The sequence below is a fragment of the Mesorhizobium sp. B2-3-15 genome (assembly GCF_006442875.1).
GTDB classification, from domain to species: domain Bacteria; phylum Pseudomonadota; class Alphaproteobacteria; order Rhizobiales; family Rhizobiaceae; genus Mesorhizobium; species Mesorhizobium australicum.
Genome location: NZ_VFVO01000008.1, coordinates 148,249 through 163,087 on the forward strand (window position 1 = coordinate 148,249; position 14,839 = coordinate 163,087).

General features: G+C 60.6%; 13 protein-coding genes. 4 read left to right on the plus strand and 9 right to left on the minus strand.

What is annotated here, in order from left to right; all coding sequences use genetic code 11:
* Nucleotides 1-25: 25 nt before the first annotated feature.
* The 7 genes from FJ954_RS17875 to FJ954_RS17900 all read right to left on the minus strand — a co-directional run bounded on the left by FJ954_RS17875 (nt 26) and on the right by FJ954_RS17900 (nt 7,734).
* A complete protein-coding gene (locus tag FJ954_RS17875; protein WP_140662208.1) occupies nt 26-1,354 on the minus strand; it encodes an aspartate aminotransferase family protein in 1,329 nt (442 codons plus the stop codon).
* Nucleotides 1,355-1,442: 88 nt separating this feature from the next.
* The gene (locus FJ954_RS32045) at nt 1,443-1,757 is read right to left on the minus strand and encodes a hypothetical protein (protein ID WP_246681092.1); all 315 of its coding nucleotides are present in this window, start codon (nt 1,755-1,757) and stop codon (nt 1,443-1,445) included.
* On the minus strand, nt 1,730-2,569 hold the full coding sequence (locus tag FJ954_RS17880; RefSeq protein ID WP_246681093.1) for a phosphotransferase: 840 nt from the start codon (nt 2,567-2,569) through the stop codon (nt 1,730-1,732). The genes FJ954_RS32045 and FJ954_RS17880 overlap by 28 nt, the downstream gene beginning before the upstream one ends.
* Nucleotides 2,570-2,740: 171 nt before the next feature.
* Nucleotides 2,741-3,409: a haloacid dehalogenase type II gene (locus FJ954_RS17885; RefSeq protein WP_140662209.1), complete on the minus strand. Its 669-nt coding sequence runs from the start codon at nt 3,407-3,409 to the stop codon at nt 2,741-2,743.
* 426 nt (nt 3,410-3,835) lie between these two features.
* Entirely contained in the window at nt 3,836-5,290 is a 1,455-nt protein-coding gene (locus FJ954_RS17890; protein ID WP_140662423.1) for an aldehyde dehydrogenase family protein, read from the minus strand.
* A gap of 180 nt (nt 5,291-5,470) precedes the next feature.
* Complete coding sequence (locus FJ954_RS17895) at nt 5,471-6,649, minus strand: alanine racemase (RefSeq protein ID WP_140662425.1); 1,179 nt, start codon at nt 6,647-6,649, stop codon at nt 5,471-5,473.
* 11 nt (nt 6,650-6,660) lie between these two features.
* Nucleotides 6,661-7,734, minus strand: a complete 1,074-nt coding sequence (locus FJ954_RS17900) for a GNAT family N-acetyltransferase (RefSeq protein ID WP_246681094.1) — start codon at nt 7,732-7,734, stop codon at nt 6,661-6,663.
* Nucleotides 7,735-7,830: 96 nt separating this feature from the next.
* Between FJ954_RS17900 and FJ954_RS17905 the strand changes: the two genes are divergently transcribed.
* Entirely contained in the window at nt 7,831-8,769 is a 939-nt protein-coding gene (locus FJ954_RS17905) for an ornithine cyclodeaminase family protein (RefSeq protein WP_140662210.1), read from the plus strand.
* A 233-nt stretch (nt 8,770-9,002) separates the two neighbouring features.
* On the opposite strand, the gene FJ954_RS17910 is transcribed toward FJ954_RS17905, so the two are convergent.
* Both FJ954_RS17910 and FJ954_RS17915 read right to left on the minus strand, forming a co-directional pair.
* Nucleotides 9,003-9,599, minus strand: coding sequence for a hypothetical protein (locus FJ954_RS17910; protein ID WP_140662211.1), 597 nt, complete (start codon nt 9,597-9,599; stop codon nt 9,003-9,005).
* Nucleotides 9,600-10,047: 448 nt separating this feature from the next.
* A complete protein-coding gene (locus tag FJ954_RS17915) occupies nt 10,048-10,737 on the minus strand; it encodes a haloacid dehalogenase type II (protein WP_140662212.1) in 690 nt (229 codons plus the stop codon).
* Between the two features lie 601 nt (nt 10,738-11,338).
* Between FJ954_RS17915 and FJ954_RS17920 the strand changes: the two genes are divergently transcribed.
* From FJ954_RS17920 to FJ954_RS17930, 3 genes are all read left to right on the plus strand, one after another.
* Nucleotides 11,339-12,409 (plus strand): phosphotransferase, encoded by a 1,071-nt coding sequence (locus FJ954_RS17920; protein WP_140662213.1) that lies wholly within the window; start codon nt 11,339-11,341, stop codon nt 12,407-12,409.
* Nucleotides 12,409-13,779: an aspartate aminotransferase family protein gene (locus tag FJ954_RS17925; protein WP_140662214.1), complete on the plus strand. Its 1,371-nt coding sequence runs from the start codon at nt 12,409-12,411 to the stop codon at nt 13,777-13,779. Before FJ954_RS17920 ends, FJ954_RS17925 begins: the two co-directional genes overlap by 1 nt.
* A gap of 80 nt (nt 13,780-13,859) precedes the next feature.
* Nucleotides 13,860-14,519, plus strand: a complete 660-nt coding sequence (locus FJ954_RS17930) for a GntR family transcriptional regulator (protein WP_140662215.1) — start codon at nt 13,860-13,862, stop codon at nt 14,517-14,519.
* The last annotated feature ends 320 nt before the right edge of the window (nt 14,520-14,839 follow it).

Here is a 14,839-nt window from a genome sequence, read left to right on the forward strand (position 1 = left end):
GCGGCCGTTCGCGTCGTGACACCTTCTAGCCTGTGACCTTGAGCAGCGCGCGTTCCATGGATGCAAGGAAAAGGTCAACATGCTCGGCTTGGCAAACGAGCGGAGGGCGCACTTTGAGTGAATCCTCGTTGGCGCCTGTGGTGCTGACAAGTACACCGTCATCCCGCAGGGCGTTCACCACATCCAAAGCCATTGCACGCCGGTCTGCCGACGGCGCGCCTTCAAGCCCCATGTCGACGCCAAAAAAAAGACCGGCGTTTCGGATTCCGCGAACCCCGCAAGGCTGCAGCGCGATTTTCTCCAGCCCGGCCCGAAGGCGCTGACCCATGGCAAGCGCTTTCTGGGGGATTTGGTCCCGCTGCAGGATGGTTAGCACGGCGTCCGCGGTCGCTATGCCGACCGTATTTCCGGCGAACGTGTTCGAGTAGCGAGATGTGGCACCAAACTGCTCCATCGGTGCTCTTCGACCAACGACAGCGCCAATTGGAAATCCATTGCCCATCGGTTTGCCGAGGGTAACCAGATCCGGAACGATGTCGTGCCGCTCGAAGCCCCACATGTGAGCGCCGGTTCGCCCAAAGCCCGGTTGAACTTCGTCGGCGATGACGAGACCACCTGCCTCCCGCACTGCCGAAACGCCGCTGGCAATGAAGCCGGGAGGATCCACCCATACGCCATCGCTGGAAAAAATACTGTCGATGAGCAGGGCTGCAACGCCAATGCCGCGACGGTTCAGGTCCACAATGGCCGAACGGATCTGCGCCTCGAAAAAGTCCGCTGCCTGCGATTCCGGCACACCTGCTGGCCCGGGTAGGGATACCATGCGCACAAACGGGCTGAGCTTGACCGCGTCGCCCAGGTTCGGGGAAACCGCGGCAGTGGCGGCACTCGTGCCGTGATACGCATAGGTGGAGACGATCACACCTTCGTTGCCGCTGGCAAATCGCGCGACGCGCAATGCCAAATCGTTGGATTCACTTCCCGTGCACGTGAATACTACGCGGTCGAGCACGTCCGGGAACGTATCGACCAGGCGCTCGGCATAGTCGACGAGTTTTGGCTCGAGATAGCGCGTGTTGGCGCTTATCCGCCCCGCCTGCTCAGCCATTGCGGCGTTAACTTCCGGATGACAATGGCCCAGAGACGGCACGTTGTTGTAGAAATCAAGATAGGGCCGGCCGTCAGGATCGTAGAGCCACATGCCTTCGCCGCGAACGAAGTGCACGGGGCGGCGGTACTGGAGCCGATAAGAAGCCCCAAGAACCTGATCACGGCGGGCGATCAGGTCGGACTCCCGCCTGGGAAGGTCGGATTCGCCGGCTCTGTAGCGATTTGGCATCAGATCTAAGGACATGTGCTTCTGCCTGGTTGAAAGAGTAGCTTGAACAATTCGCAGTTTCTTCTTTTTGGCGCCCGCGCCTGTCGAGTGAACCGAAATGGCGTTACGGCTGGAAGGATGACATTGCCGCCAGGACCGCCGCCTCGCCAGAGGCAACATCAAGAGGTCTTAGAATAGAAAGGCCGTGCTCGGCGCGCGCGACGTTCTTTTTGATGTACTGGGCATCGGCCGGAAAGAGATGAGATCGCCAATAGTTGATCAAGATCAGTGCGCTTTGTCGCGCCCGCATCAGTCCGACGAGCAGTCTTGCTTCCAGCGCCGAAAGGGGAGTGACAGAGGCATAGCCGGCAATGAGATGTTCGGCCCCACCCAAAGGAAGGATCGCATCAGCTACAACATGGCTTGCCGCGATCGCCAAATCCTGGATCCTGGGGCCCCAGCAGCCATCGCCGAGTCGATAAAACCCATCCCCTGGTTGGTCACCATCACATTGAACGGGCTGGGATCATTATGAGTTACCTGCCACGCCACATCCGAGATTAGCGGCTCAACAAACTCGACATACTCACCCATCGCGACGCGAACGCTGCCGGCGACGGTCCCGGATGGCAAATACTGCTCCAACTCCTTCAACCTCGACCAGCAACCGACATGCCATAGAACGGGACGGTGGGCTGCGGGCACGCTGACCCGATCAAGAGCTAGGTCCAGGCGGGCCAGAGCGCTGCCGGTTCGAAAAAGCAGGTCGCGGGTTGGCATCGCCTGGTGCAGTGGCATGCCTTCAATGCGGGTCTGCAAGTAGCCACATACCCCCTCTTGCTCAAACATCAATGCGCCGTTGATCGTGCGGATCGCTTGGGGTGCAACGAAGCCTCTTGCCCCTTCCAATCCGGCTATGGCGGCGGATTGGAAACGAAAGCTGTCGACCGCCTCCGGTCTTGTAGCCATCTTCAGGATCAATTGGCGGCCGTCCGACAGGTTGACCTCTGCCGTGCGCTCGACCTCGGAGGACAATGTCGCGATCGATCCCGTCAATCCATAATGGCGCTTCAGGAGTGTCGCCGATATGTCCGGTTCGGAAGAGCCCGGCCGCACGGCCAAAATTTCACCGGCAGCGCGAAAATAGGTTTCGGTAAAAGCTGCCGCGTAAAGCGGATGATCGCGTCCGGCAGCCACAGAGCCATTGCGTTGACCTACCTCTTCGGGGACCACATCACTAAAAGCACCCAATTTGAAAGATCCTCGTCTGTGGGGAATGGTTGTTCCTCATGCTTGAGACACGGAGCGCTCCAGCGATTAGGACCTGCAAGCAAGTTTCTGTAGTCGCCGTGTTCAGGTAGCTCTGCTGGCAACTTTGGTGAGGGGGCGGCGCGATGCGAGGCCCGCCCCCATCCTCGCCCTTCAGAGTCCGAAGACGCCCGGCAGCTGCGTCACATCGGCGATTTCCGTATACTCGTAGTAGGGGTTGGCTGGCTCATGACGGCGATTGACCCAGACCTTGTTCTTGATCCCGAGATCATAGGCGGACATCAGATCGTAGCGGAATGACGAGGAAACGTGTGTTATGTCCTCTGGGCCGCATCCCAGCATGTCGAACATGTACTCGAACGCTTTGAAGTGCGGCTTATAGGCGCCGGCCTGTTCCGCGGTATAGACCGCATGAAATGGCGCGCCGAGTTTTGCCACATTCGACGGAATTAGAGCCGTCATGGCGTTCGAAAGGATAACCAGCGGAATTTCCTTGGCCAGTTTGGCCAATCCCTCAGGTACGTCCTGATGCGGTCCCCATGTCGGGACGCGGTTGGAAATCGTTTCGGCGTCTTCGGCACGGAACGCAACGTTGTTGCGGCGGCAGGTGCGCTCCAGTGCATTGTGAACGACATCACCGTAAGGCTTCCAGTCCTGCATCACCTCGTCGAGGCGGTAGGCTGAGAAATTCTTGATGAATTCGTCCATGCGTGGTCGGTCCAGCAGATGGCCGAACAGATCGCTGGCGGCTTCCGCCATCTGGAAATTGATCAGCGTACCGTAGCAATCAAAAGTCACATATTTCGGCCGGAAGCGTTGCATGTCCTTGGTTCCTATCAAGTTGCCCTACTGGCCAAAGCATAGCCGCGGGCGCTTGGCAGAATATGCGGCAATGCATGGTCATTTGGCAGAAGGACCTCCTGTCGACCGCAGAACCAGCATGTCCTTCCGCAGTCCGGTCTCTCGCAACCCTGACCCAAACAAACCTGTAGGGCGGTTGCCCAGCGACTGCGGTCATCAGATACGCGGCAGCACATCGCTCGCATCACCTTGAGGCCCTCAGATTGGCTTGAAGCCATGGGAGTCCCGCTCCAGGCCAAATGTATTCGGCCAGCATCGCCCGTTAGCGGCACCACTGGCGACGGAATAATGCGAAGACAGTGCCTGAATGGAAAGGTGCCCATTACAGGCAGCCTACTGGCGTGGATGACGCCGGCGACGCGCCTCTGCGGCGGGCAAAGATGTCGCCTAGAAATAGCCGAGGATGGATTTGACCTCGAGATATTCCAGCATGCCCTCGACACCATATTCTCGTCCGTTCCCGGACTGCTTGAAACCGCCAAACGGGGCGTGTGGATCCCAGGCCGGGTAGTTGAGATGCACCTGGCCGGAGCGGATCTGCGACGCGACGTCCCTGACGGCATCCAAGTCCTCGCCCTGCACATGGGCTCCCAGGCCGTACACCGTGTCGTTGGCGATGGTGACGGCCTCCTGGACTGTGTCGTAGGGGATGATGCAGAGAACTGGACCGAAAACCTCTTCCTGTGCAATGCGCATGCTAGTGCGCACGTCCGAAAAGATCGTCGGCCTCACATAGAGGCCGACGTTCAGATCGTGTGCACGACCCGGCCCGCCGATGATGAGCCTGGCGCCTTCCGAAATGCCGACGCCGATCATGGTTTGGATGCGATCGAATTGGGCACGGTTGGCGATTGCACCATGAGTTGAGGCTTCGCAAAGTGGATCGCCAACAACGATCTGGGCCGTGACTCTCTTGGCGATTGCCTCGATCTCGGACAGCCGCTCGCGTGGCACGATCATGCGCGTCGGGGCGCTGCATGACTGGCCGAGATTGCGGAAGGCGGCGGCTATGCCCAGGGAAACGGCGCGGTCGAGATCGGCGTCCGGCAGGATCACGTTCGGGGACTTGCCGCCGAGTTCCTGCGCGACACGCTTGACCGTCGGCGCAGCCGCCTGGGCCACCGCGATGCCCGCCCGGGTGGACCCGGTAATCGAGATCATATCGACATCCGGATGGGATGCGAGATTAGCACCCACGCATGCACCATCGCCTTGCACGAGATTGAATACCCCGGCAGGGAAGCCGGCTTCCTCGATCGCCTCGGCGAACAGCAGGGCGTCCAGGGGAGAAAGCTCGGACGGCTTCAACACGACCGTGCAGCCTGCCGCGAGCGCCGGCGAAACCTTTGCGGTAATCTGGTAAAGCGGCCAGTTCCAGGGAGTAATGAGTGCGCAGACCCCGATCGGTTCGTGGGTGACGGCGGTTTGCCCCCGCTGCTTGACGAAGGCAAAGGCACTCACCAGATCGCGAGCGACTTTGACATGCGCGATCGCCAGCGGCACCTGGGCGGTGCGCGCATATCCAATCGCCGCCCCCATTTCGAGGGTGAGGCATTGAGCCATCAGTTCGCCGCGCGCCTCGAGCAGCACCTGCAGGCGATCGAGCAGACCGGCACGATATTCCGGCGTGGTCCGGCTCCAGGCGGCGAATGCCCGGCGGGCCGCTGCAACGGCCGCATCCACGTCCAAGCTGTTTCCGAGCGGAAACCGAGCCACAACCTCTTCGGTGGAGGGGTTCACCACCAAGCCCTTGGCGGTGCCGCTTGGCTCGACCCATTGACCGTCGATGAAGAACATTTCCAGGTGGCCGTTGCGCGATAGATGTTCGAGGGGCGCCATCACGCGACAAGATCCTTCATGTGACAATAAATCCTTCCAGGGATTTTCAGGGCGCCCATCGATGACATCAGTCGTGGTGCTGCCCATCAGCGTCGACATATCCAGCCCGTAAGAGGTAGACTTCATTTTCTTGACCACCAATGCTGATTTGAGTGGGGCGCCATGCAAGGCATAGTTGCGCGCCTACCAGCCGCGCATCCGCTCCCAACGCGCTTCAATCCCGGGGCTGTGCCCGTTAACGACGCTGTAGAAATCATGCTGGGCCGCCATCGCACACGCATGGTTGGGCAGGATCCGCACCCGAGAGCCGAGCGGCAGTTCGGGCATGGATTTCCCTGAACCAGCACGAATGGCGAGGATACCGTGTTCCTGGCTGGCCTGGACCACGATCACATCTTCCAGAACCCGCCCCTTCTCGTCGCAGACCACACCGTAACCCTGGTCGATCTGCTGGTTTGCGGTTCCTCTGTCGCGCGAAAGTGCCATCCACCCGGCATCAACCAGCACCCATCCCTTTTCCGGCTTGGAGCCGATCACGGTGGCCAATACGGAAATCGCGATATCGTCGCGGTCGCAGACGCCAACCCCGTGCTGAACGAGATCGAAGAACATGTAGACCCCGGCGCGCAATTCCGTGACACCCTCGAGATTCTGAGCGAAATGCGCGGTTGGCGTCGAGCCGACGCTGACGATCGGACAGGCATGGTCATGGGCGCGCAGGATTTCAGCAGCGCGCACGGTGGCCGAACGCTCGTTCTCCGCTGCCCTGACCAGTGCATCGGGCGTGTTCAAGCCATAGGATTCGCCTGCATGAGCGAGAACGCCGACGAGTTTGGCACCGGCCGCGACGACCCTACTGGCCACCTCGAGCAATCTCGGGTCGTCCGACTTCAAACCACCGCGATGGTCATCGCAGTCCAGTTCGATGAAGACCGATGGCGCCATGCCGGTGGCTTCGGGCACGCCGGCCAGGGCGTCGGCCTGCTCCACGCAATCGAGCAACAGCTTCACATCGGCGCCGGTTCGGCGGCAAAGCTCCATGGCCCGCCTTGCCGAAGCCGGCGAGATGCCGACCGCATAGGTGATGTCGCGAAAGCCGTGGTCCGCGAAATACTCCGCCTCGGCGATCGTCGAGACCGTGATCGGACCAGGCTCGCGGGGGAACGCGTATCGGGCGACGTCGATGCTTTTGGCCGTCTTCATATGCGGGCGCAGCACCACGCCAAGCTTCTTGGCGTGCTCAGCCAACCGTTGAATGTTGCGCTCGAGCCGTCCGCGATCCAACAGCAGCGCTGGGGTAATCAAGGCGTCGATCGTCTCAGTCGTCTCGCTCGCTGCCAGGTTTGCCGCCATCTTGTTCATCATCTCGTTTCCTAGGTGAACGACTGGTTTGCCAGCGCGTACATATGGGCTGAGCCCTCGGAGACAGGCCGCTGCCCCTTGACCATGGCGGTCGCCGAGCTGACCTGCTGGAGGCCGAGGCTCTCAAGCCAATCGCCCAATCCATCTTCGGCATAGATGTCGATGCGAACGAATTGATCATGAAGCCTAGAAAGCTGCGCCAAGATCAAAAGCCGCGCATCCTGGTCACTGTCGGCCGCACAGGGGCCGATGACATAGCCACGGCCGAACCTCCTGCTGATGGCGTAGCCGGCAATCCGCCCGTCGCGTTCGATTACGACGACCTTGCCCACATCGGCGAGTGCCGCGACCATCGATGGTCGCGGCATGCCGGTGGCCCGTTCATCGAAAGCCTGGATCGCGGGGAGGTCGGAGAGCCTCGCCTGACGCACACCGTCACCGGCCGCCAGCGTCATCGCAGTGGATAGCAGGCCTTGGTGCTGGAGCACCGTGCCCCAAGCAGTGAAGCCGCGGCGCTTGTAAAGCGCGAGCCCCTCTTCGGTGGACGTGAGCAGCACGTTGCGACCGTGCGCCGCCTCAAGCAATCCATCAAACAGCCGCGAACCGTTGCCACCGCCTTGCGCAGGGCCAGTGACTATGATCATGCCGACGGTGGCAAAAGCCTTGCCGTAAAGCCATGACATGGCGGTGCCAATCACCTGCCCTGCCTGCTCGAGAACCAGCCCCCTACCGACAGTGGCGGCGAATTCCCAATCCTCCAGGCGATAGGGCCAGCCCATCTCCTGCGACAGCTTCAGCGCGCCCGGCAGATGGCGGGGCTCCAATTTCATCAGCTCCATCTGGTTGCTGACGATGTCTGAGTCATGCTCAATGGCCATAAGTGCAACGCTGTCATTATATCCAGGATTGAAGTCGCACCTTAGAGTCGCGTCTGGCGGACAGATTTCGCTGCTGTTTTGCCCTTTCAATTCAGCGGGATTGTTCGTTTTACGCAGTTCCTCGGCATCCCAAATTGCGCAAATCGGGCGAGGACTATCTGGCACCTTGAATCGCTCCCCTTGTGGTTGCCCGCGATCGGCTGACATCCGCACCGTTCACAATGGGTGTGATCTCAGCCTCTGCATGACTTAGCCGCAACACTCCCCAGCGATGAAACGCCTGATACTCACGAGGAATTTTGGATGATCTACATCAGCGAAGAGGAGTCAGCCGCCCTCGTCACGCATGAGCTTGCCTTCGAAGCGGCGCGGGAGGCGCTCGTGGCAGCAGCATCGGGGCAGAGCTGGGTCTTCCCTGCTGTGATCGGGCGCACCCAGGTGGCGACCAATACCTTCTCTATCAAATCCGGGTCGTCTGACGACCTGACCGGAGTGAAAATCGGCTCCTTCTGGTCGGGCAACCCGGCACGTGGCCTTCCCCGCCACAACTCCACCATCGTGCTGCTCGATCAGAATACAGGACGGCTCCGCGCCGTTATCGAGGCCGGGAAGGTGAACGCCTACAGGACGGCCGCAGCCGACGCGGTTGCAGCTGATCTTCTTGCGCGCAAGCAGGCCAAGGTTCTGGCGATATTCGGCGCCGGCAACCAGGCGGGCTTCGAAGTGAGAGCGCTGGCACGCATCCGCGCAATCGAAAGCGTGTTGGTGGTGGCCCCGCCTTCGCCTCGGCGCGACGCTTTTGTCGATCAGATCGGCGAATTGGGCCTGCAGGCGCGTGCTGCCTTGCCCGAAGAAGCCGTGGGTGCGGCCGACATCGTGGTCACGGCCACACCCTCACGCGAACCGCTGTTCGATGCCGCTTGGGTGGGACCGGGAACCCATATCGTCAGCATGGGGTCGGATGCTCCAGGCAAGCGCGAATTGCCGAGCGAACTCTTTCCCAACGCACGTCTGTTTTGTGATCTGCTTTCCCAGTCCGTCCAGATCGGCGAGTTCCAACACGTGCGCGATGAGATCGACGCCGGCGTGCTTGCAGTAACACCAATCGGCGACGTCATTGCCAAGCGTATGTCCAGACGCCTCTCCGACACCGAAATCACTGTCTTCGACAGCTCTGGTATCTCTCTTCAGGATCTCTACATGGCCAACGCGCTGATCCGCGCGAAAGCGTCCCACCGCTGATCAGCTTCGCACCGACAGGTCCCAGCCCCGACGGATTTTTTCCACCGCACTGGAAAAAACCTTTACAGCCGAGCCGTGCCTCATGACGCCGCATGAGCTCAAGACTCCGGCCCACCGCCAACGACCACATGGAACCAAGCCCCCTAATCGATAGCCCTGAGTGAGAAACCAGCGTCATCGTCGCCATCAGAATTCTGCCATGGACGTTCGTGCCGTAGATCGCGCCCTTGAGGCTAGTCCCAACCGCCGCCTACCAGTTCATCACCACCTTGCCCGAACTGCCACTGCGTCGAACCCCGTCTGGAGATCATCGATTGCCGCAAGCTCTGGCGGAGCCGATCGCAAGCAGGCTGACGGCCTTTCGTCTGGCGACGGTCGGCCTTGCCCTGATTACGACACTTCTGGCACCTGCCGCTGCAGGCCGCGATGATCGGCGATGGATGGCCGGATGCCGTGAATGTTGAGGTGCTGAGCGAGGTCGTTGCCTCGGCAAGCGTCGGCAAGGCATGGCTGGGGCAGCGGTTCGGCGCCAGCGTGCTGGCGATCGCGCAATGCGCCCCCCTCGCCTCGCACCGACCGTGACGGCAGCGGCATCGGGTCTGGCGCTGGCCACGCTGGCGCTCGGTGGCCACGCTATCATGCAGGATGGCTGGCAAGGCATCCTGCATCCGCTCAACGATGTCCCGCAACTGTCCGCCGACGCCTGGTTCGGTGCGCTCCTGCCGCTGCTTCTTGTGCTCGCCAGATTCGGGCAGGCACCGCTCCAGAGGGAGGCAGGGATCGCGCTTCGCCGTTTCTCGACGGTCGGCCACTGGAAGGATGTGGAACATATTTCGCAGGTTTCGGATATCGAATCGTACTTGGGAAATAATTCTCCTAGGAATGAGAAGTCCGAGAGGATCGGTATACTGCCGCAGTATCTGGCGGTGATAGGCGCTCCGCTCCGACTAGAGTATCTCCAGCATACCGCACAGGTGGCCACACCGCGGTCGTTTGACAATGTGCAGGTGGCTCCGTTGAGTCGACGCGCATTGATGGGCTCCGGTCCGCGATCGACAATGAGATGTTGCGGCAAGTCCCGGGCGCGAAGACCAGTCAGTGCTTCGGTGCGTACCCCGTCCCCGCGACCGGATACCATCTTGCCCCCCTAGCGCCAGCAAGTCACTCGTGCGGAGGGGTCCCTGAATCGTCCATGCTTGCTCACCTTCGAACGATAAGAGAAGGAGCGAATGAACCGCCCCGATCTCATCATAGCAACAGTGCCTGGGCGTTGGTGTTTCAGGCTCGCTCCAGGGCGGGTTCCAAGCCGACGGCGGCGGCTAGTCCGCCGATATTCTTGATCTCGGTATATTCATAGAAAGGATTGGCGGGTTCGTGGCCGCGGTTGACCCAGACCTTGCTCTTGATCCCCAGATCATAGGCCGGCATCAGATCGTAGCGGAAGGAGGAGGAAACATGAGTGATTTCTTCTGGACCGCAGCCGAGCTTGTCGAGCATGTACTCAAAGCCCTTCATCAGCGGCTTGTAGGCGCCAACCTCTTCGGCGGTGATGATGGTGTGAATGGGCGCACCCAGCTTTTCCACATTCGACATGATCAGGTTGTTCATTGAGTTCGACAGGATCACCAGCGGGATTTCCTTGGCCACCTTGGTAAGTCCTGCCGGGACGTCTGGGTGCGGGCCCCACGTCGGCACCTCGTTGTGGATGCGTTGCGCATCTTCGGGCTTGAACTGGATACCGATGCGCTTGCAGCTGCGCTCAACGGCATTGTGCACCACCTCAGCGAAAGGCTTCCATGCCCCCAGGACCTCATCCAGGCGATAGCCCCTGAAAGCTTCGACAAAGTTGGCCATCGCCTCAACGGAGAGACGCTCGGCATACACACGCCGCGCTGCACCGGCCATATCAAAGTTGGTCAGCGTACCGTAGCAGTCGAAGGTGACGTATTTCGGCCTAAATTTGGTCATGGCGTGCGTTCCTTTCAATTTGTCGACCCAGAGCGGCCGCTCCATGCACGCCATAGTTATGCGAACAGCGGAGCATAACTTTCCAAACGTTCGCCGCTTGAAGTGCATTGTTCTGAATTTGGCACCTTCTTAGGCAGAATGTATTCCGCCCTGCCGCCCGGAAGGGCCAATAGGGCGACCAAGCGCGCTGTAACGATCGGCACTCCGCCAAGCGGAGCACCCCGCCCGCAGCCGCGTTCCGCCCCCCAACCACAAGCACGGCGAAGCAGGTGTGCGAAGATTGTACAACGATCAGTTGACGTGTACGGTGTCCGCCACTACGGCAGCGCTGATGCTCGTGGGCACAAGTTGATGTTCGGCGCGCACCCAAGGAGCACATACCTCAGTATACTGCTGATATAACCTTTATTTCAGGTGATGATATCAGCCAAACAGTTGGTGATCGCACCCGAAATACGAGTCGAGCTTTGCCTTGACCCTTGATGCAAACAGAAAGTTGACCTTGAAACCACGCGGAGATTGTTGTACAAAATTGCGGGTACAGGCGCTCGAGCCTGCGGCATTGCGCCCTAACTCGGCAGCCCCTGAACTGAGTGGGAAAATGGGTAATCAACAGATCCAGCCAGCCCGCGCGTCGGAGCTTTCCGAAGCGTGCCATCCAGTCGGTGCGGCGGAAGCCGAATTAATCGCCGCGCATCTTTATGATACGCGCGGCTCGGCCACGCGCTTTGAGACCGAGAAAGACGACACGTTTCTTCTAGACTGCGTGGACCGAGGGAAATTCGTGCTGAAGATCGCTCATCCTTTCGAGCGGGTGGAGGAACTCGATTTCCAGGTCGCGCTCTTGCGCCACATCGAGGGAAGCGCTCCGGATCTGCCCGTTCCTCGTGCGCATTGCGACGTCAACGGCGTGGATTTGCCTATCGTCATGACCAGCGCCGGTGAGCGGCGTGTCGTGCGGCTCATCACCTTTCTCGCCGGCACACCACTCGACCGGACAATTTCCACCGCCCCGCAGCGCGAGCGGATCGGCGAGGTCCTGGCAGAACTCCGCCACGCTATGGCCGAATTTTCCCACCCCGCGGACAGTCGAACGCTGGCATGGGACGTCACCCACCTGCTCGATCTCTCCGACCTGCTGGGCTTCATCCCAGCAGGCGGGAAGCGCGCATGGACCATCCGTGCGCTGGAGCGGTTTGCGGAGATCAAGCCGCAGCTCGACCAGTGCCGGCGGCAGGTGCTCCACAACGATTTCAATACGTCGAACCTGCTCTTTGATCATGCCAGTCCAAATTTCCTGACCGGCGTCATCGATTTCGGCGATGCGATTCGCACAGCCATCGCCGTCGATGTCTCCACGGCGTTGATGAACCAGATGCCCAAAACCTTGGCCCACGGCAGTCGGCGTGACCTCTTCGACGAACCGCGCGACGTTTTGCGCGGCTACCTGCGCCACGCTGAACTGACGGACGAGGAGCTCAAGCTTATCCCCTTCCTGGCACAGGGGCGGCTGGCGGTTCGCGCGCTGCTGACCTGCTGGCGCGCCGAACTCTTCCCTGAGAACAGCCGCTACATCCTGCGCAACACCGAAGCGGGTTGGGCTCACCTCGAGTGGTTCAACTCGCTGTCAGCCGCGCAAATATCAGACCTTCTGACCCGAGAGGAACCGTAATGTCCAAACAAGCAGCCACCCTTCCCAAGGGCTTCCGGGGCGATATGGCGAATGGCTTCAACCCTCGAGATGCAGCCCATCTCTGCGACGAAGACTCGGCACATGTGGCCAGGCGGCAAAGGCTGCTTGGGCCCGCTTATCGTCTCTTCTATAAGACGCCGGTCGAGGTTTCCCGCGCCAAGGGCGTCTTCCTTTATGACAAGCATGGCAACGAATATCTCGACGCCTACAACAACGTCGTATCGCTGGGTCACGCTCATCCACGCGTCGTCGCGGCTATCCAGAGACAGCTCGAAATCCTCTGCACCCACACGCGCTATATGCAGGAACCCCTGCTGAATTATGCCGAATCCCTTCTCAATACCTTCGGGGGCGAACTCGGCGCGACTGGATGCGCCATGTTTACCTGCACCGGCTCCGAGGCCAACGATCTCGCCTTGCGAATCGCGCGCTATCACACACGCAGGACCGGCGTCATCGTCACGGCCGAAGCCTATCACGGCAACAGCGGCGCAGTGGCGGCGATCTCGCCGTCTCTGGGCAAGAAATCGGCGCTGGATCCTTACCTTCGAACTGTCGCCGCCCCGGACTCATACCGTTTGCCTGCCGCAGAGATTGGCCGGCGGATGGCGGAGGATGTCGCCCGACACATCGCGGATCTCGAAAGGCATGGCGACGGCCTGGCGGCATTCATCGCCGATTCCGTCTTCTCCTCCGATGGTCTTTATGTCCACCCCGCGGACGTGTTGGCGCCAGTGGCGGAAGTCGTCCGCAAGTCCGGAGGCCTGTTCATCGCCGACGAAGTGCAATCCGGTTTCGGGCGGACCGGTACCCACCTTTGGGGACACACCCGACACAAAGTCCATCCTGACATCGTCACCCTTGGGAAGCCCATGGGCAACGGCTATCCCGTGGCGGGGCTGGTTGCGCGGCCCGAACTCGTTGCCGAGTTCGGGGCCAGCATGCGCTACTTCAACACGTTCGGTGGCAATTCCGTCGCTATTGCCGCCGCGCAGGCAGTGCTCGACACGATCTTCGAAGAGAATCTGATGGACAACGCGACCAGGGTCGGCGGTGAAGTCCTCGACGGCCTCCGCAACCTGCAAAACAAATACGAATTCGTCGGTGATGTGCGCGGGACGGGCCTCTACTTCGCCGTTGAACTCGTCAAGGACCGCGACCGGAAGGTTCCGGACATGGATCGTGCGCTCGCGGCCGTCAATGCCCTGCGCGACCAGCGCATTCTCATCTCCGCGACCGGAGCAGATGCCCATATTCTCAAAATCAGACCCCCTCTTGTCTTCACGTCCGCCAATGCAGGGCGTCTGCTCGAAGGTGTCGACAATGCGCTTCGGGCGGTGCAGACCTAGCAGCAGATGCAACAGGACCCCTTGCCGGCACTGCTGCACCTGACGCAACTGCACGAGCAACACCATCAACGACCAAGGCCATGAAGCAAGTCCAGGACCTTGACGCCGAACCCGTCCCCGTCAGCGCTGTAGATATCCTGGCGCAGGACTTGCGACGCCGTATCCTATCGGGAGCTTTCCAGCCTGGCGAATTCCTTCGCGACGCCAGGATGTGCGAGGAGCATTCGACCTCTCGGCACACATACCGCGCGGCGGCCCAGTTGCTCGTCACACAGGGTCTGCTGCGCCAGATCCCGAACCGAGGGTTCATGCTGCCCGAATTCGGACCGGACGACATTGTCGATATCACACGCGTGCGCGGCGCCATAGAGGGCGAAGCCATTCGTTTGATTGTGCAGACCGGAGGCATTCCACCCCTGGCGCTCGAGGCGGTCGAGGTCATGCGTGCCTCGACCCTGTCCTCAGACAGGTCGGCGCTGGTTACTGCGGACCGCGACTTCCATCGCGCCATCATCGCAGCGAGCGGGAGCGCCCGCCTGGAGCGAGCCTATTCGATCCTCGAAGGGGAGATCGAGCTTCTTCTCGTCCAGCGGCAGGCCTTCTACGGCACCGCCGAAGAAATGGCGCTGGAGCATGAACGCCTTGTCAAGAGCCTGAGAAGCCGCCACTTCGACACCGCCCGAGAGGCCTTCAAGGAGCACTGGGAAGATCTCCAGATCAAGCTGCTCGATCAGCGCTGACCAACGCTCCCACGGCCTTGAAGTTTGCGCTGCCACGTGTGTAGGTTGCAGCAAACACCTCGGCCGCTGGCGCGGCGTACGGGCCGAGCAATTCGCCTTACCGGCAGAAGCAGAAAACGCTTGAATGAATATTGCGACGGTTCAACTGCGCCAAGAAGAGCGCGATGAGCGCGGCACTCACCCGAGCGGATTCTGGTGCAACTCCTACCACGTTGCCCTCATGCCCTGAGACTTGACTGCGAGGGAACGTGGAGATTCCGCTCACCCGTCTGCTGACACTTTGACTTCGCTTGGTGCGCGTCAGGCCTGACTTCCGGCTG